The organism is Terrabacter sp. 2TAF16 (genome assembly GCF_052115065.1).
In the GTDB taxonomy this organism is placed as follows: Bacteria; Actinomycetota; Actinomycetes; order Actinomycetales; family Dermatophilaceae; genus Terrabacter.
This window is the reverse complement of sequence record NZ_JBFRFZ010000007.1, coordinates 228,671-244,599: the sequence shown is the minus strand read 5'-3', so window position 1 is coordinate 244,599 and position 15,929 is coordinate 228,671. Positions and strand designations below refer to the sequence as shown.

The following is a 15,929-nucleotide window of genomic DNA, read 5'->3' as shown; positions in this document are numbered from 1 at the left end:
CCCAGAGCGGTGCCGGCGGTCACTGCGGGGCCGCCCCGCCGTAGGGCGGCATGACGGGCTGGGGGCTGCGCACGCCGTCACGGTCGAAGGCCGCCTTGACCCGCTCGCGCATCTCGCGCTGCACGCCGAACTGCTCGTTGGCGATCGTCTTGGCGACGATGCGGATCGTGATGACGCCGTTCGCGATCGACTCGACGCCGACGACGTTCGGCTCCTCGAGGAGGATGTCCTTGAAGGCGTCGTCGTCGTCCATGACGCCGACGACGTCGCGGATCACGGTGATCGCCTTCTCTACGTCCTGGTCGTAGGCGATCGGTACGTCGACGATCGCCGTCGACCAGCCCTGCGTCTTGTTGCCGATGCGGATGATCTCGCCGTTGCGGACGTACCACGTCATGCCGCCCGCGTCGCGCAGCTGGGTGACACGCAGCGACACGTTCTCGACCGTGCCGACGACCTCACCCGTGTCGATGACGTCGCCGACGCCGTACTGGTCCTCGACGATCATGAAGACGCCGGAGAGGAAGTCCTTGACGAGGCTCTGGGCTCCGAAGGCCAGGGCCACGCCGCCGACGCTGGCGGAGGCGAGCATCGGCCCGAGGGGGATGCCCACGAGCGACATCACCGTGAGCGCGGTGATGCCGAAGACGACGAACGTCGTGATGCTCTTGAGCAGGGCTCCGACGGTCTCGGTGCGCTGCACGTGGCGGGCGTTGGCGACGCCGCCCACCGCCTGCAGCGCCCGCCCGGCGCCGGGGATCCTCGCGAGGTGCTCCGCGCGCCGGGACGTCGCCGTCGCGACCACCCGGTCGATGAGCCGGTGCAGCACCCAGCGCGCGACGACACCGAGGACGACGGTCGTCAGGATCAGCAACGGCGCACCGGCGAGCCAGTCGCCGACCCCGGCCCACGTCAGGGTCGACAGGTCGGGCATGGAAAGCGTCATGGCTGGGTCCTGGGCGGGTGGCGGGCTGGGTGTCGGGGTGGAGCCGAAAGGGGTCAGGTTCGTGAAGGCGTCGATCACAGGAGTCTCGGTCAGGGTCTCGTCAAGGGTCTCGGTCAGGGTCGGTCAGGGTCGGTCAGGGTCGGTCAGGAAGGCTCGGAGTCGGGCTCGGCGCAGCCTGGGTGCGGGGCGGCCCGTCCGGACGGCCCCGCACCACGGGCTCAGCCGCGGCGGTCGCGCTCCTGCGCCACGAGGGCGCGCGCGATGGTGTCGCGGTTCTCGGCGACCGTGCGCACGAGGCCGGGCGCCGCGTCGGCGTTGGCCGCGAGCCACGCGTCCGAGGCGTCCTTGAGCTCCTGGCTGGCGAGCGAGAACGGGTAGAAGCCGCCGACGACCCGCTCACCGATGGCGACGCTGCGCTCGGCCCACGCGTCGACGAGCATCGCGTGGTAGCTCTCGACGTACGGCTCGAGCAGCGTCAGGTCGCGGCTGCGTCGGAAGCCGGCGCTGACCGCCTCGACCATCTGGTTGGACAGGTCGTTGCGCTCGACGGCCTTGGCCCAGGCGTCGGCCTTGGCCTCGGCGGTCGGACGAGCGGCGAGCGCCTCCGCGGCGCGCTCCTTGCCGGTGGCCGTCGGGTCACGGTCGAGCTCGGTCTCGATCTCGATCTCGTCGGCCACCCCGAGGGCCGCGAGGGCCTTGAGGAAGGTCCACCGCAGCTCCGTGTCGGTGGTGAGGCCCGGCAGCGTCTCGGTCCCGGTCAGCAGCGCGCGCAGGCGAGCCTCGTCGGCCGGGTCGGACGTCGAGCCCGCCCACGCCTCGACGAGCTGGAACTGGGCGTCGCTGCCGGCCTCGGCCGTCTCTGCGAGCGAGCGCAGGGACGACGACAGCAGAGCCGACACCTCGGACCGGTGCTCCGGAGCCGTGTAGAGCCGGGCCGCCGTCGACACCTGGCCGAGCAGGACCCGCAGCAGCGTGGAGTCCGTCTCGCCCGGCATCGACTCGAGGACGAAGCGGACGAAGTCACGAGCCGGCATCTCGCCGTCGCGCGTCATGTCCCACGTCGCGCCGAGCACGAGCGAGCGCGGCAGCGAGTCGCTGAAACCGCGGGGGAGGGAGAGCGCCGTCGCGAGCGACCGCTCGTCGAGGCGGATCTTGCCGTAGGCGAGGTCGTCGTCGTTGAGCAGCAGCAGGTCGGGCTGCTCCTGGCCGACGAGCTCGGCCAGGTCGGTGCGCTCTCCCGCGATGTCGACCTCGTCGTAGCCGATGCGCTCGAGCACGTCGCCGCCCTGACCCGGCCGGACGGCATACCGCCCGATGCCGATGCGGTGGGGGCGGAGCGTCGGGTACTCCTCGGTCGCGGTCTGCGTGACCGCGAACGAGCTGTAGCGACCGTCGGCGTCGACCTCGAAGACGGGGCGCAGCGTGTTGACGCCGGCCGTCTCGAGCCACAGCTTGCTCCACTCGGTCAGCTCGCGGCCCGAGGCCTTCTCGAGCTCGCCGAGCAGGTCGGCCAGCGTCGTGTTGCCCCACGCGTGCTTGCGGAAGTACTCGCGCAGCGCGGCCACGAAGGGCTCGCGGCCGACGTACGCGACGAGCTGCTTGAGCACGGACGCACCCTTGGCGTACGTGATGCCGTCGAAGTTGACCTCGACGTCCTCGAGGTGGCGCATGTCAGCCGCGATCGGGTGCGTCGAGGAGAGCTGGTCCTGGGTGTAGGCCCACGCCTTCTCCGACGTCCCGAAGGTCGTCCACGCGCTCGTCCACTCGGTGGCCTCGGCCTGGCACGTCGTCGACGCCCACTCGGCGAACGACTCGTTGAGCCAGAGGTCGTCCCACCACTTCATCGTCACGAGGTTGCCGAACCACATGTGGGCCAGCTCGTGCAGGATCGTCAGGGCCCGGCGCTCGATCTTCGCCTCGGACACCTTGGACCGGAAGATGTAGACCTCGACGAAGGTCACCGCGCCGGCGTTCTCCATCGCGCCCATGTTGTACTCGGGCGTGAAGATCTGGTCGTACTTCTCGAACGGGTACGGCTGGTCGAACTCCTCCTCGAAGAACGCGAAGCCCTTCTTCGTGCAGTCGAAGATGTTGTCGGCGTCGAGGTACTGCGTCAGCGACTTGCGGCAGAAGACGCCGAGCGGCACGACACCCTTGCGGGTCTCGACCTCGTCACGGACCTCGTCGTAGGGGCCGGCGATGAGTGCCGTGATGTACGAGGAGATGCGCTGCGTCGGCTCGAACGACCACGTCGCGCGCTCGACGCCGTCGGCCACGCCGGCGGCCTGCGGGGCGGGCGTGGGGGAGTTGCTGATGACCTTCCAGTGCGCAGGGGCGGTCACCGTGAAGCGGAAGGTCGCCTTGAGGTCGGGCTGCTCGAACACCGCATACATGCGCCGGGAGTCCGGGACCTCGAACTGCGTGTAGAGGTAGACCTCGTTGTCGACCGGGTCGACGAAGCGGTGCAGCCCCTCGCCCGTGTTGGTGTAGCGGCCGGTGGCGTCGACGGTGAGCTCGTTCTCGGCGGCCAGGCCGGCGAGGGCGATGCGGGAGTCCGCGAAGACCTCGTCGGGGTCGAGGTCCACGCCGTTGAGCGTGACCTTCTCGACGGAGTCGGCGATGAGGTCGATGAACGAGTCGGCCCCGGGCTCGGAGCAGGTGAACGTGACCGTGGTGACGGTGTGGAAGTTCTCCTGACCCGTCGTCAGGTCGAGACGGACGTCGTAGGAGTCGACGCGCAGGATGCTGGCGCGGCTCGCCGCCTCGTCGCGGGTCAGGTTCTTGCCGGGCACGTAGGGACCTCCTGGGAAGGGTGCTGTGGGCGCGACGGATCGTCGGTCGGACGCCGTCGTCGCGGGCCATCCTCGCACGGAACCCCGACCCGTCCACCACCGCGATCGGCGGCCGGGTGGCAGTGCCATGATGGGCCGCATGGCCGATGCGAAGGACAGCCCGAAGACGAGCCGCGACGCCGTCGAGATGTGGTTCGACCCGATCTGCCCGTGGGCGTGGATGACCTCCCGCTGGCTCATGGAGGTCGAGCCGCTGCGCGACATCGAGGTGACCTGGTCGGTCATGAGCCTCGCGGTCCTCAACGAGCATCGTCACGACCTCGACGCCGCCTACCGGGCACGGATGGACGAGGCGTGGGGCCCGGTCCGGGTCATCATCGCCGCCGTCGAGGCGCACGGTGACTCCGTCATCAAGCCGCTCTACGACGCCATGGGCACCCGCATCCACCTGCGCAAGATGAACGACTTCGACGAGGTCATCCGCGAGTCGCTCGAGGAGGTGGGCCTGCCCGTCGACCTGGCCAAGGAGGCCCACCACAAGAAGCACGACGCGGCCCTGCACCGCAGCCACAAGCGCGGGATCAGCCTCGTCGGCACCGACGTGGGCACGCCGATCATCGCCGTCGACGGCGTCGCCTTCTTCGGCCCCGTCGTGACGCCCGCGCCCAAGGGCGAGGACGCCGCCCGGCTCTGGGACGGCTGCGTGCTCGTCGCGAGCACGCCCGGCTTCTTCGAGCTCAAGCGCACCCGCACGCTCGGTCCCATCTTCACCTGACCCTTGCTCCACCCGACGCACCCAAGGACGGACATGCGCATCCACATCGGCGGCGACCACGCGGCCTACGAGCTCCACCAGTCCCTCGCCACGCACCTGCGCGACGCGGGCCACGAGGTCGTCGACCACGGCCCGTTCACGTACGACGCCCAGGACGACTACCCGGTGTTCGTGCTCCGTGCGGCCGAGGCCGTCGCGGCCGACGAGGGCTCGCTCGGTGTCGTGCTCGGGGGGTCGGGCAACGGCGAGCAGATGGCGGCCAACAAGGTCAGCGGCATCCGGGCGGCGCTCGCCTACAGCGCCGAGCTCGCGAGCCTCGCGCGCGAGCACAACAACGCGCAGGTCGTCTCGATCGGGGCGCGGTTCACGGCCGACGACGTCGCCAAGGAGATCGTCGACACCTTCGTGGCGACGAAGTTCACCGATGAGGCGCGCCACAGCCGTCGTCTGGGTATGGTTTCCGCGTACGAGACCACGGGGGACTTGCCGGCTTTGCCGGACTCGGACGCACGCTGACGTCGCGACGTCCGCCGTCCCCCTTCATCGCCGCAAGGGAGGCACGTGGCCCACAACGAGAGCTCCGTCTCTCGACGCCCGCGCTACGCTGCCGGACCGATGCGACGACTCCGACTCCTGGGCCCGTGGCTCAGCCGTGCCCCCTGGGTCGTCGTCACGGCGTTCCTGCTTCTCAGCATCCTCGCGACGGCGGCCGTCTTCGTGTGGCCGACGGTGGTCCCGTGGGGCGTCTACGGCCTCATCGTCGTGGCCGCCGGCCTGTTCCTCGAGCCGCGCTACCTGCTCGTCGTCTACATCGGCCTCTTCCTCGCCATGGCGATCCTCGGGGCCTACCTCGGTCCGGTGAAGCCGACTACCACGGGGGCGCAGATCGTCACCGTCGTCACGATGCTGCTCATGATCTGGCTCTCGCACGCCAGGGCCCAGGTCGGCGTCGTCGGGGTCACGGGTGAGTCGATGCTCGTCGACATGCGCGACCGGCTCCGCGCCCAGGGCGAGCTGCCGCCGCTGCCCGCACAGTGGGGAGCCGAGGTCGCGCTCGAGTCGGCGTACGGCGACAGCTTCGCCGGCGACTTCGTCGTCGCGAGTCGCTCCACCGACGGCTGCACCCTCGAGATCGCCCTCGTCGACGTCTCCGGCAAGGGTCGCGAGGTCGGTGCCCGGTCGCTGCTCCTCTCCGGCGCGCTCGGGGGCCTGCTCGGCGAGATGAGCGAGCGGGGCTTCCTCCAGTCCGCCAACAACCACCTGCTGCGCCTGCGCTGGCCGGAGGGCTTCGCGACAGCCGTGCACGTCGCCGTCAACCTCGAGACCGGCAACTTCACCATCGGCTACGCCGGCCACCCCGCCGCCGCGCAGTTCGCGGCCGGGTCGGGCCGCTGGCGGATGCTCTCCGGTGGACGCGGGCCGCTGCTCGGCGTCATCGACCACGCCGAGTACCCCCGCGAGACCGGCACGATCCGTCGCGGCGACGCCCTCGTGCTCTACAGCGACGGGGTCATCGAGGCCCGCGACAAGGCCCTCGTCGACGGCATCGACCGCATGCTCGGCCGCGCCGAGTCGTTCATCCGCACCGGCTTCGAGGGGCTCGCCCAGCGGCTCTGCGACCAGGCCGCGGCCGGTCTCGGCGACGACCGCGCCGTCGTGACGATCTGGCGCACCTGACCGGTCGCGACCCTCCGGGGACCCGGTCGTTCACGACGAAGGCGGTGACCCGGCCAGGTCACCGCCGCTCGCGTCCCGGCGCGCGGCGCCGTGAGGATCAGTTGATGTCGTCGTCCTGGCCGTCGAGGCCGTCGAGCGCGTTCTTCAGGCCGTCCTGACCCTGGTCGACCTTGTCTGCGTACTGGCCGCCCGTCTTCTCGTCGACGAGGTCGCCGGCCTTGTCGACGCCGTCGCCCACCTGGTCGCCGTGCTGGTCCACGAGCTCGCTGGCCCTGTCCTTCATGTTGTCGAAGACGCCCATGACTGGCCTTTCCGTCGTCGAAGACCGTCTCGTGGCCCCCGTGCACCTGTCACCGTAGCCCCGCGCGGCCTCCTCGAAGCAGGCGTCCGCCGCGAACTTCGGGTGAACGCGGCCCGTCACTACGATGCCTGCGTGAGCGAGCACCCCACCGAAGCGACGACGCCGGCCCGCGAGGCCGGCCCCGACCGGCGCAGGGAGCACGTCGTACCCGACCTGCCGCCCGGCGTCGCGCCCGCGCGCGTCCGCACCTTCGTGCGCCGGGGCCGGCTGTCGTCGCTGACCAAGGACCGCGTCGAGCGGCTCGCGCCCGCCCGCTCCGTGCCAGACGGGCCCTTCGGGCCCGCGGCCGCGTTCGGGCGCACCGCCCCGGTGGTGCTCGAGATCGGCTGCGGCCACGGCCACGCCGCGATCGCGTATGCCGCCGCGTTCCCCGAGCGCGACATCCTCGCCATGGACGTCCACACCCCGGGACTCGCCCGGATGCTCGCCGATGCCGACGAGGCGGGCCTGCCGAACCTGCGTGTCGAGATCGGCGACGCCGTGCTCTTCCTCGAGGAGCGGGTCACCGATGCCACGTTCGACGCCGTCCACCTCTTCTTCCCCGACCCGTGGCGCAAGCAGAAGCACACGAAGCGGCGCTTCGTCAGCCCCGCCAACCTCGACCTGCTCGCGCGCGTGCTCAAGCCGGGCGGCCACGTGCTCATCGCCACCGACCAGGACTTCTACGCCGAACACGCGCTCGCCGAGGTCGCGGCGCACCCGAGGTTCGAGGCCCGCCGCACCGACCGGCCGCAGTGGCGGCCACGGGACGGCTTCGAGGCCAAGGGGATCGCGGCCGGGCGCACGATCAACGAGCTGCGCCTGGACCTCTTGCCCTAGCCGCGCGACCGTCAGCCGGGAAGGTCGAGGAGTTCCTTCGGCGCCTGGTGCCGGATGATCTCCACGACCTTCGGACAGAGCCGCGTCGCTGCCTCTCGGGGTGACAGGACGCCGGCCTCGCTGCCGCGGCTCGTTCCTCGCCGCGCCTGCTCGGCCTCCCGGCATCCTGTCTCCCGACAAGCCGAAGGGCCTGGCGGAAGGCGACTCCGTCGCTCTTCCACCAGGCCCTTCGGCGCGGTCGGGGTGACAGGATTTGAACCTGCGGCCCTTGCGTCCCAAACGCAATGCGCTACCAAGCTGCGCCACACCCCGTGGCGTCGGAATCGTAGCCGACAACCGGCGGGCGAACCGACCTCTTCCCACGCGGCGCGGGCGGGTCGATTTCTGTGGATCGGGCGCGAACCAGTAGGCTGACGCCTCGGATCGCCGGCACGACCGGTGCCCCGCGGGCGTAGCTCAATGGCAGAGCCTCAGTCTTCCAAACTGATCACGCGAGTTCGATTCTCGTCGCCCGCTCCAAAACTCCCTTGGCGTCGGCACTCCCCCCTTCCTAGCGTGGGTGGCATGTTCCGCCCAGACCTGCAGGACGCCCTCCGCGACCGCGACGCCGTCCTGCGCTCGTTCCTCGCCGCCGACGGCACCCTGACGAGCATCCCCACGAAGATCCGCAAGCGCCTCGTCGTCCTCGACCTGCTGTCGCAGGAGTTCGAGCCGGGGGAGCGCTACGACGAGAGCCAGGTCAACAACCGCCTGCGCGCCTTCCACCCCGACGTCGCGGCCCTGCGCCGCTACCTCGTCGAGGAGGGCTTCCTCGACCGGGCCGACGGGTTCTACTGGCGCAGCGGCGGGACCGTCGACTGACTGCGCCGGTCCCTCAGCCCGCGCCACACGGCATACGCGAGGTCGGGTTCAGCGGAAGCCGAGCGCCTCGCTGAGCCAGCTCTCGGCGCCGTCGGCCTCGAGACCGGCCTCGACGGCGGCAGCCGTGCGCGGCGACGGCCACCCGTGCACCCAGAAGAGCGCGAGCCCGCCCGGCAGGGCGATGAGCAGCGTCAGCCACGAGTGCGGGGTGAAGACGAACGAGCACGCGAACGCCACGAGCACGGGGGCCTCGGCCAGCGCGGTGCGCAGGGTCGTCGTCGACGTGAAGTAGCGCAGGCTCGTCGTCTCCGCGTTCTCGCGCGGCAGGCCGTGGGGGAGCGCCGGAACGGCATACCCGACGTAGCGGATCAGGGTGGCCGACCCGACGAGCGTGGCGAGCACGATGCCGATGGCCCACGGTGACGGCAGGGGCGCCGACGGGTCGACGAGGATCCGCACGGCACTGAGCATCAGGGCTCCCATGCCGACCGCGACCGACACCATCTGGATCGGGCGCAGGGCTGCGCTCTCGGGGGAGGCGAAGGGGCCGGGAGGGGTGCTCATGGCTCCCGAGCATAGGCGCGGGGGCCCGGCGGACGATCCGCGCATTTAGCCATCCGCCGCGCGGCCTATAGCATGGTGCGCTGGCCCGTCCGTTCACCGTCGACGACCACGTCGGCACCAGCCCCTATGGAGTACCCCGCAGTGAAGAGTGCGCTCGAGACCCTCAGCCCGACCCGGGTCAAGATGACCGTCGAGGTCCCGTTCGAGGAGCTCAAGCCGAGCCTCGACGCGGCCATCAAGCACATCGGTGAGCACATCCAGGTGCCCGGCTTCCGCAAGGGCAAGGTGCCGGCCCGCATCATCGAGCAGCGCGTCGGCCGAGCGGCCGTCCTCGAGGAGGCCGTCAACAACGCCCTTCCGACGTTCTACGGCCAGGCCCTCGAGGAGAACGAGGTCCGCCCGCTCGGCCAGCCCGAGATCACCGACCTCCAGGTGCCCGCGACCGACGGCGAGGACTTCGTCTTCACGGCCGAGGTCGACAAGCGTCCCGAGATCGACCTGCCCGACTTCAGCGACATCGAGCTGACCGTCGACGAGGCCAAGGTCGAGGACGAGGCCGTCGAGCAGCGCCTCACCGACCTGCGCGCCCGCTTCGGCACGCTCAAGGGTGTCGACCGTGCCGTCCAGGACGGCGACTTCGTCTCCATCGACCTGTCCGCCGAGATCGACGGCGAGCAGATCGACGAGGTCACCGGTGTCTCCTACGAGGTCGGCAGCAAGAACATGCTCGAGGGCCTCGACGAGGCGCTCGTCGGCATGACGGCCGACGAGACCAAGCAGTTCACCGCCCCCCTCGCCGGTGGTGACCAGGAGGGCCAGGACGCCAGCTGCACCGTGACCGTCACCGCGGTCAAGGAGCGCGAGCTGCCCGAGCTCGACGACGAGTTCGCCCAGCTGGCCTCGGAGTTCGACACGCTCGACGAGCTCAAGGCCGACCTCACCGCCAAGGCCGAGGTCGACGCCAAGTTCGCCCAGGGCGTCGCGGCCCGCGACCAGCTCCTCGAGGCCATCCTCGAGAAGATCGAGGTCCCGATCCCCGAGAGCATCGTCGAGGCCGAGGTGCACAGCCACCTCGAGGGCGAGGGTCGTCTCGAGGACGACGAGCACCGTGCCGAGGTCGGCGAGAGCACCCGCAAGGGCCTCAAGACCCAGCTCGTCCTCGACGCCATCGCGGAGAAGGAAGAGGTCAAGGTCGAGCAGCAGGAGCTCATCGAGTTCCTCGTCATGAGCTCGCAGCAGTACGGCATGGACCCCAACCAGTTCGCGCAGTCGCTCGACCAGGAGGGTCAGATCCCCGCCATGGTCGCCGAGGTCGCCCGCCGCAAGGCGCTCGCCACGGTCCTCGAGAAGGTCTCCGTCAAGGACACCGCCGGCAACGTCATCGACCTCAACGAGGCCGTCCCCGGCACCGAGGGCGACGAGGACGAGGCTGTCGACGCTGCCGAGGGCACCGACGAGGCGAAGGCCGAGAAGGCCGACGCCTGACCGTCACCACCACGACTGCCGTGAGGCCGGCTCCCGCTCGGGAGCCGGCCTCACGCGTGTCCGGGGTCGGACCGACGGCGTGGCCCCGCTGGTGTCCCCGCGGTTGTCCACCCGGTGGCCCGGGTACGTGGCCTACGGTCGCCGTCCGGCGGCACGCACCTCGACGAGGGAGCCAGAGATGAGCAGCACCGACGAGTCGGGCGCCGGCATGGCGGACACCGACATCAACAGCACCGACGCCGACGGCACCAACGTCCCCGGGCACGACGACGGCAGCGACGGGGCCGCACCGCAGGGCCAGGGCGACGACGCCGACCGCGGCAACCTCGACGGCAGCAACGCCGTCGACGAGCCGCGGGACCGCTCGCTGGACCAGGCCGGCGGCAACGGATCCTTCGACGACGCGTCCGAGCAGGCCGGCCCCGAGAGCGACGCCGCCGACCTCGGCGACTCGGGCCAGGACAACGGCCTGACCGACTGACCGCGCTCTGCCCACCGACCCCGCCGGACGGCATACGACCGGTGGGGTCCGTGCGTGTGGTTGCGCCCCTCCCGCTCAGGTTTGTGCGCTCACGGCGAACAGAGCGCGGTTCGGGAAATCTGGCCGAGGGGTCGGGCGTTAGGGTCAGTGACGAGCCAGCCAGGCGCCACATCCCGTGGCGAGAGGCTGGACCACTTCGACGATGGAGACACGGTGATTTCGGAGACCTCCGCCAACGGCAACGGCATGCCGGGTGGTCTGGACGACCACATCTACAACCGCCTGCTCAAGGAGCGGATCATCTTCCTCGGGTCCGACGTGCGCGACGACAACGCGAACGCCATCGCCGCGCAGCTGCTGCTGCTCTCGGCCGAGGACCCTGAGAAGGACATCTGGCTCTACATCAACAGCCCCGGCGGCTCGATCTCCGCCGGCATGGCCATCTTCGACACGATGAACTGGATCCCCAACGACGTCGCCACCGTCGCGATGGGCATGGCCGCCTCGATGGGCCAGTTCCTGCTGTCGGCCGGCACGCAGGGCAAGCGCTACGCCACGCCCCACGCCCGCGTCATGATGCACCAGCCCTCGGGCGGCATCGGCGGCACCGCCACCGACATCAAGATCCAGGCCGAGCAGATGCTCTACGTCAAGAAGCAGATGGCGCAGCTCATCGCCGAGCACACCGGACAGACCGTCGAGCAGATCGAGAAAGACTCCGACCGCGACCGCTGGTTCAGCGCGGAGGAGGCCAAGGAGTACGGCTTCGTCGACCACGTGTTCAGCCGCTCCGACCAGGCGGTCGAGGGCAAGGGTGTCGGCCAGGCCGACGCCAAGGCCGAGAACTGACCGCGGCCTGACCAGGACTTGGAGACACGCATGAACATCGAACCCACCAACCGCCTCGCGGTGGCCCAGCCCTCGAGCCGCTACATCCTGCCGCAGTTCGAGGAGCGCACCTCCTACGGCATGAAGCGGTCCGACCCCTACAACAAGCTCTTCGAGGACCGCATCATCTTCCTCGGCGTGCAGGTCGACGACGCGTCGGCCGACGACATCATCGCCCAGCTGCTCGTGCTGGAGTCGCTCGATCCCGACCGCGACATCCTCATGTACATCAACAGCCCGGGTGGCTCGTTCACGGCCATGACGGCCATCTACGACACGATGCAGTTCGTCCGGCCCGACATCCAGACGTTCGTCATCGGCCAGGCCGCCTCGGCCGCCGCCGTGCTCCTCGGCGCCGGTGCACCGGGCAAGCGCTTCGCCCTGCCGAACGCCCGCATCCTCATCCACCAGCCGGCGCTCTCGGGCGGCGACTACGGCCAGGCCTCGGACATCGAGATCCAGGCCAACGAGGTGCTGCGCATGCGGACGTGGCTCGAGGACACCCTCGCGCACCACACGGGGCGCACGTCCGAGCAGGTCCGCAGCGACATCGAGCGCGACAAGATCCTGTCGTCCGAGGACGCCAAGACCTACGGCCTCATCGACGAGGTCCTCGCCTCGCGCAAGGCCTCGCTCGAGGACTGACCTCCCGCTCGTCACGAGCACGTATGCCGCTGGGCCGGGTTCCGCTGGGACCCGGCCCTCGGCGTACCTGCTTGGATGGGCGGTGAACCTGGTGTCGAGCGTGGAGGTCCGGTCATGGCGAGTGCGGAGTTCGAGCAGGCGGTCGAGTCAGTCAAGGGCCTGACGACCGATCCCGGCAACGAGTTCAAGCTGCGGCTCTACGGCCTCTTCAAGCAGGCGACGGCCGGCGACGTGAGCGGGTCGCGTCCCGGCTTCACCAACCCGGTCGGGCGCGCGAAGTACGACGCGTGGGCCAAGCTCTCGGGCACGGCCCCGGAGGCGGCGCAGGAGCAGTACGTCGCGATCGTCCGCGACCTCACGTCCGCCTGACCCGCCCTCGTCCCGCCGTGGCTGGATCTCTGCGGCGGACCGGGCGCTGGGGCCGCGATCATCCCGCCACGGCGAGGGTCTGGGGGCCTGTGGACGACGTCTACGCACGCCGTCCGGACCGCGCAACGATCGGGCATGCCGACTGAAGAGCCCTTCCGCCGAGGTCAGCGGCCTCCTGGCATCACCGACTGGCACTTGCGCACGTCACGGTTTCGGCGGCTCTTCCATGACGTCTACGTCGACCGAGAGGCCGAGCTCACTCCGCTCCTGCTGGCACGGGGAGCCCTGCTCGTGGCGCCGGACGCAACGGTCTCGCACCACAGCGCAGCGCGCCTGTGGGGAGCGGTCGTTCCGGACGACGGCTTCGTGCACCTGACCTGTCCTACTCGCCGTCCGCAGGTCGAGGGCATCCGCACTCATCGGTGCGGCCGCCCGAAGCGGGCGACGAGGTGGCGTGGCATCCCCGTCACGACGCCGGTCCAGACGTTCCTCGACCTCGCCGCAGTGCTGAGCCTCGTCGACCTGGTCGTACTCGGCGACTCGCTCGTGCGGCGGAAGCGAGTGACGGTCGACCTGCTCGTCGAGGCAGCGACTGCCCATCGAGGGACGGGTGGGCGGCTGGCTCGCAAGGCTGCAGGGTTAGTGCGCGCCGACGTCGACTCGGCCATGGAGTCGCGCCTTCGGATGCTCATGGTGCTGTCGGGACTGCCCGAACCCGTGGTGAACCACAAGATCCACTGGCCCGACGGTGAGGTGCGGTTCCGTCTCGACCTCAGCTATCCGGACGACGGCCTCGTCATCGAGTACGACGGGTGGCAGCACGTGGAGTCGCAGACGCAGTGGGGCTCCGACCGCGATCGGCGCGAGTGGCTCGACGACAACGACTGGCGCATCGTCGTCGTCATCGCCAAGGACCTCCATCGCACACCGGCAGCGACCCTGTCCCGGATTCGCGCGGCGATGCGGGGCCGTGGCATGTCGGTCCCGCCGGTCGACGACGAGCGGCGGCGGCACTTCCCGAGCACGTCTGAGGACCAGCGGGAGCCGGCATGAGCGTGGGTCCCGCCGTGGCGGGATGTTTGCGGTCGGAGCGTCCACTTGACCACAACGATCCAGCCACGGCGCGACCGGCGAGGCGGCGCGTCGGGAGCTCCCGCCCTACGCTCGCGTCATGAGGACGTATGCCGTGCGCCTGGTCGCGCTCGTCGGTCTCGTGGCCGTCGGGCTGGTGGCGACGCCGTCGTCCGCGCTCGCCTCGTGCGCGGGCCGCGAGCCCGCCCAGGTGGTCGCCGACTCGGACGTCGTGCTCACCGGGCGCGTCACCGCGGTGGACGACCCGGGAGGCGACCACAACCCGCGTCCGGTCGCCTGGACCATCGCGGTCAGCGCGGTGCACCGGGGCAGTGCGCCGCAGACCACGCACGTCCGGGCCCTGACCGAGAGTCCCGACCTCGTGAGCTCGGGCGGGAGCTACGTCTTCGCCCTCGTCGAGTCCGGCGGCGAGCTCACGGCCACCGGCTGCCAGGACGTCGTCGCCACCGGCACCGATGCTGCCGGAGCCCTCATGGCTGCCGCCGGTCCGGCCCGGGCGCCGGCTGCGGACGGCGCCGTGCTCCCCGGTGCTGCGGCTGTCGACGTCGGAGGCGGAGGGATGTCGCTGACGACGATGCTCGTCATCGCGCTCGTGGGGCTGCTCGTCGTGACGTTCGGGGGTCTCGCGCTGGCGATCGGTCTCGGGCTCCTCACCCGTCGGCGGCGTGGCCGGACCGACGGCAGCGATGATGCGACACAGCGCGATTCGAATGGAACGCCGTTCAAGTGACAGCCTCGTCGTTTGTCCGCCATCAGCGGACAAGCGGCGTTGCGCGAGCGGGAGGGGGCCACCTCGTCGTCTAATAGGAGTCGGCCCCTAGCTTGGGGCCTGCCGGGTGCACCCCAGCGTTCGGCGCCGACGAACCAGGAGCGAATCGGTGGCACGCATCGGAGAAGGCGGAGACCTCCTCAAGTGCTCTTTCTGCGGGAAGAGCCAGAAGCAGGTCAAGAAGCTCATCGCCGGTCCCGGTGTCTACATCTGCGACGAGTGCATCGACCTCTGCAACGAGATCATCGAGGAGGAGCTCGCGGAGAGCAGCGAGCTGGGACTCGACCACCTGCCGAAGCCGCGCGAGATCTTCGACTTCCTCGAGAACTACGTCATCGGCCAGGACGTCGCCAAGAAGTCGCTCGCCGTCGCCGTCTACAACCACTACAAGCGCATCCAGGCCGGTGAGGGCGTCAAGCGCGACGACGACCACATCGACATCGCGAAGTCGAACATCCTGCTCATCGGCCCCACGGGCTCGGGCAAGACGTACCTCGCGCAGACGCTGGCCAAGATGCTCAACGTCCCGTTCGCCATCGCCGACGCGACGGCGCTGACCGAGGCCGGCTACGTCGGCGAGGACGTCGAGAACATCCTCCTCAAGCTCATCCAGGCCGCCGACTACGACGTCAAGAAGGCCGAGACGGGCATCATCTACATCGACGAGGTCGACAAGATCGCTCGGAAGAGCGAGAACCCGTCGATCACGCGTGACGTGTCCGGCGAGGGCGTCCAGCAGGCCCTGCTCAAGATCCTCGAGGGCACGACCGCGTCGGTGCCCCCGCAGGGCGGGCGCAAGCACCCGCACCAGGAGTTCATCCAGATCGACACGACCAACGTGCTCTTCATCGTCGGCGGCGCCTTCGCCGGCCTCGAGAAGATCATCGAGTCGCGCTCGGGTCGCAAGGGCCTCGGCTTCGGCCAGCCGCTGCACAACCCCAAGGACCTCGGCGACAGCTTCCAGGACGTCATGCCCGAGGACCTGCTGAAGTTCGGTCTCATCCCCGAGTTCATCGGCCGCCTGCCCGTCCTGACGACGCTGGCGCCCCTCGACCAGCAGGCCCTCGTCAACATCCTCACGGTGCCGCGCAACGCGCTCGTCAAGCAGTACCAGAAGATGTTCGAGATCGACGGCGTCGACCTCGAGTTCACTGACGACGCCATTGCCTCGGTGGCCGACCAGGCGCTGCTGCGCGGCACGGGTGCTCGCGGACTGCGCGCCATCATGGAGGAGGTCCTCCTCCCGGTGATGTTCGACGTGCCGAGCGACGACGAGATCGCCAAGGTCGTCGTGACCCGCGAGGTCGTGCTCGACAACGTCAACCCGACGATCGTGCGTCGCGAGGCCGAGCCGCGGGCCAAGCGTCCGCGCAAGGAATCTGCCTGACCCTCATGGTCGCCCGCG

The 15,929-nt window shown here is 70.1% G+C and carries 17 protein-coding genes and 2 tRNA genes; 14 read left to right on the top strand and 5 right to left on the bottom strand.

Annotated features, from left to right (window positions below):
- Window positions 1-19: 19 nt before the first annotated feature.
- Window positions 20-946 carry a mechanosensitive ion channel family protein gene (locus AB4Z14_RS13155; protein WP_442275568.1) on the bottom strand — a complete coding sequence of 309 codons (927 nt, stop codon included), beginning with the start codon at window positions 944-946 and terminating at the stop codon, window positions 20-22.
- 218 nt (window positions 947-1,164) lie between these two features.
- On the bottom strand, window positions 1,165-3,738 hold the full coding sequence (gene pepN / locus AB4Z14_RS13150; protein ID WP_442275567.1) for an aminopeptidase N: 2,574 nt from the start codon (window positions 3,736-3,738) through the stop codon (window positions 1,165-1,167).
- 139 nt (window positions 3,739-3,877) lie between these two features.
- Here pepN and AB4Z14_RS13145 point away from each other — a divergent pair, with 139 nt between their 5' ends.
- The 3 genes from AB4Z14_RS13145 to AB4Z14_RS13135 all read left to right on the top strand — a co-directional run bounded on the left by AB4Z14_RS13145 (window position 3,878) and on the right by AB4Z14_RS13135 (window position 6,190).
- Window positions 3,878-4,513, top strand: coding sequence for a mycothiol-dependent nitroreductase Rv2466c family protein (locus AB4Z14_RS13145; RefSeq protein WP_442275566.1), 636 nt, complete (start codon window positions 3,878-3,880; stop codon window positions 4,511-4,513).
- 33 nt (window positions 4,514-4,546) lie between these two features.
- A complete protein-coding gene (locus AB4Z14_RS13140) occupies window positions 4,547-5,029 on the top strand; it encodes a ribose-5-phosphate isomerase (RefSeq protein ID WP_442275565.1) in 483 nt (160 codons plus the stop codon).
- Between the two features lie 99 nt (window positions 5,030-5,128).
- A complete protein-coding gene (locus AB4Z14_RS13135; protein ID WP_235508766.1) occupies window positions 5,129-6,190 on the top strand; it encodes a PP2C family protein-serine/threonine phosphatase in 1,062 nt (353 codons plus the stop codon).
- A 97-nt stretch (window positions 6,191-6,287) separates the two neighbouring features.
- Here the strand turns inward: AB4Z14_RS13135 and AB4Z14_RS13130 are convergent, their stop codons facing one another.
- Window positions 6,288-6,491, bottom strand: coding sequence for an antitoxin (locus tag AB4Z14_RS13130; RefSeq protein ID WP_442275564.1), 204 nt, complete (start codon window positions 6,489-6,491; stop codon window positions 6,288-6,290).
- A 132-nt stretch (window positions 6,492-6,623) separates the two neighbouring features.
- Here AB4Z14_RS13130 and trmB point away from each other — a divergent pair, with 132 nt between their 5' ends.
- Window positions 6,624-7,370 carry a tRNA (guanosine(46)-N7)-methyltransferase TrmB gene (gene trmB, locus AB4Z14_RS13125; RefSeq protein ID WP_442275563.1) on the top strand — a complete coding sequence of 249 codons (747 nt, stop codon included), beginning with the start codon at window positions 6,624-6,626 and terminating at the stop codon, window positions 7,368-7,370.
- A 238-nt stretch (window positions 7,371-7,608) separates the two neighbouring features.
- Here the strand turns inward: trmB and AB4Z14_RS13120 are convergent.
- Window positions 7,609-7,682: transfer RNA gene (locus tag AB4Z14_RS13120), tRNA-Pro, on the bottom strand.
- A gap of 133 nt (window positions 7,683-7,815) precedes the next feature.
- Between AB4Z14_RS13120 and AB4Z14_RS13115 the strand changes: the two genes are divergently transcribed.
- Both AB4Z14_RS13115 and AB4Z14_RS13110 read left to right on the top strand, forming a co-directional pair.
- A tRNA-Gly gene (locus tag AB4Z14_RS13115) sits at window positions 7,816-7,889 on the top strand.
- Between the two features lie 45 nt (window positions 7,890-7,934).
- A complete protein-coding gene (locus tag AB4Z14_RS13110; RefSeq protein ID WP_056775929.1) occupies window positions 7,935-8,231 on the top strand; it encodes a DUF2087 domain-containing protein in 297 nt (98 codons plus the stop codon).
- A gap of 48 nt (window positions 8,232-8,279) precedes the next feature.
- Here AB4Z14_RS13110 and AB4Z14_RS13105 read toward each other — a convergent pair whose 3' ends face one another.
- Window positions 8,280-8,795, bottom strand: coding sequence for a hypothetical protein (locus AB4Z14_RS13105; RefSeq protein WP_442275562.1), 516 nt, complete (start codon window positions 8,793-8,795; stop codon window positions 8,280-8,282).
- Window positions 8,796-8,936: 141 nt separating this feature from the next.
- Here AB4Z14_RS13105 and tig point away from each other — a divergent pair, with 141 nt between their 5' ends.
- From tig to clpX, 8 genes are all read left to right on the top strand, one after another.
- A complete protein-coding gene (gene tig / locus AB4Z14_RS13100; RefSeq protein ID WP_056775932.1) occupies window positions 8,937-10,280 on the top strand; it encodes a trigger factor in 1,344 nt (447 codons plus the stop codon).
- 178 nt (window positions 10,281-10,458) lie between these two features.
- Entirely contained in the window at window positions 10,459-10,761 is a 303-nt protein-coding gene (locus tag AB4Z14_RS13095; protein ID WP_442275561.1) for a hypothetical protein, read from the top strand.
- A gap of 246 nt (window positions 10,762-11,007) precedes the next feature.
- Window positions 11,008-11,610: an ATP-dependent Clp protease proteolytic subunit gene (locus AB4Z14_RS13090; protein WP_056777619.1), complete on the top strand. Its 603-nt coding sequence runs from the start codon at window positions 11,008-11,010 to the stop codon at window positions 11,608-11,610.
- Between the two features lie 30 nt (window positions 11,611-11,640).
- Window positions 11,641-12,294 (top strand): ATP-dependent Clp protease proteolytic subunit, encoded by a 654-nt coding sequence (locus AB4Z14_RS13085; RefSeq protein ID WP_056759361.1) that lies wholly within the window; start codon window positions 11,641-11,643, stop codon window positions 12,292-12,294.
- A 114-nt stretch (window positions 12,295-12,408) separates the two neighbouring features.
- Window positions 12,409-12,663 carry an acyl-CoA-binding protein gene (locus AB4Z14_RS13080; RefSeq protein ID WP_442275560.1) on the top strand — a complete coding sequence of 85 codons (255 nt, stop codon included), beginning with the start codon at window positions 12,409-12,411 and terminating at the stop codon, window positions 12,661-12,663.
- 135 nt (window positions 12,664-12,798) lie between these two features.
- Window positions 12,799-13,716 carry a hypothetical protein gene (locus tag AB4Z14_RS13075; protein WP_442275559.1) on the top strand — a complete coding sequence of 306 codons (918 nt, stop codon included), beginning with the start codon at window positions 12,799-12,801 and terminating at the stop codon, window positions 13,714-13,716.
- A gap of 118 nt (window positions 13,717-13,834) precedes the next feature.
- Window positions 13,835-14,485 carry a hypothetical protein gene (locus AB4Z14_RS13070; RefSeq protein WP_442275558.1) on the top strand — a complete coding sequence of 217 codons (651 nt, stop codon included), beginning with the start codon at window positions 13,835-13,837 and terminating at the stop codon, window positions 14,483-14,485.
- 148 nt (window positions 14,486-14,633) lie between these two features.
- Window positions 14,634-15,911: an ATP-dependent Clp protease ATP-binding subunit ClpX gene (clpX, locus tag AB4Z14_RS13065; RefSeq protein ID WP_020144518.1), complete on the top strand. Its 1,278-nt coding sequence runs from the start codon at window positions 14,634-14,636 to the stop codon at window positions 15,909-15,911.
- Window positions 15,912-15,929: the final 18 nt, after the last annotated feature.

Coding starts and splice junctions, on each gene's coding strand:
- AB4Z14_RS13155 (WP_442275568.1), bottom strand. CDS start 946: ATGACGCTTTCCATGCCCGACCTGTCGACCCTGACGTGGGCCGGGGTC.
- AB4Z14_RS13145 (WP_442275566.1), top strand. CDS start 3,878: ATGGCCGATGCGAAGGACAGCCCGAAGACGAGCCGCGACGCCGTCGAG.
- AB4Z14_RS13140 (WP_442275565.1), top strand. CDS start 4,547: ATGCGCATCCACATCGGCGGCGACCACGCGGCCTACGAGCTCCACCAG.
- AB4Z14_RS13135 (WP_235508766.1), top strand. CDS start 5,129: ATGCGACGACTCCGACTCCTGGGCCCGTGGCTCAGCCGTGCCCCCTGG.
- AB4Z14_RS13130 (WP_442275564.1), bottom strand. CDS start 6,491: ATGGGCGTCTTCGACAACATGAAGGACAGGGCCAGCGAGCTCGTGGAC.
- AB4Z14_RS13110 (WP_056775929.1), top strand. CDS start 7,935: ATGTTCCGCCCAGACCTGCAGGACGCCCTCCGCGACCGCGACGCCGTC.
- AB4Z14_RS13105 (WP_442275562.1), bottom strand. CDS start 8,795: ATGAGCACCCCTCCCGGCCCCTTCGCCTCCCCCGAGAGCGCAGCCCTG.
- AB4Z14_RS13095 (WP_442275561.1), top strand. CDS start 10,459: ATGAGCAGCACCGACGAGTCGGGCGCCGGCATGGCGGACACCGACATC.
- AB4Z14_RS13090 (WP_056777619.1), top strand. CDS start 11,008: ATGCCGGGTGGTCTGGACGACCACATCTACAACCGCCTGCTCAAGGAG.
- AB4Z14_RS13085 (WP_056759361.1), top strand. CDS start 11,641: ATGAACATCGAACCCACCAACCGCCTCGCGGTGGCCCAGCCCTCGAGC.
- AB4Z14_RS13080 (WP_442275560.1), top strand. CDS start 12,409: ATGGCGAGTGCGGAGTTCGAGCAGGCGGTCGAGTCAGTCAAGGGCCTG.
- AB4Z14_RS13075 (WP_442275559.1), top strand. CDS start 12,799: ATGCCGACTGAAGAGCCCTTCCGCCGAGGTCAGCGGCCTCCTGGCATC.
- AB4Z14_RS13070 (WP_442275558.1), top strand. CDS start 13,835: ATGAGGACGTATGCCGTGCGCCTGGTCGCGCTCGTCGGTCTCGTGGCC.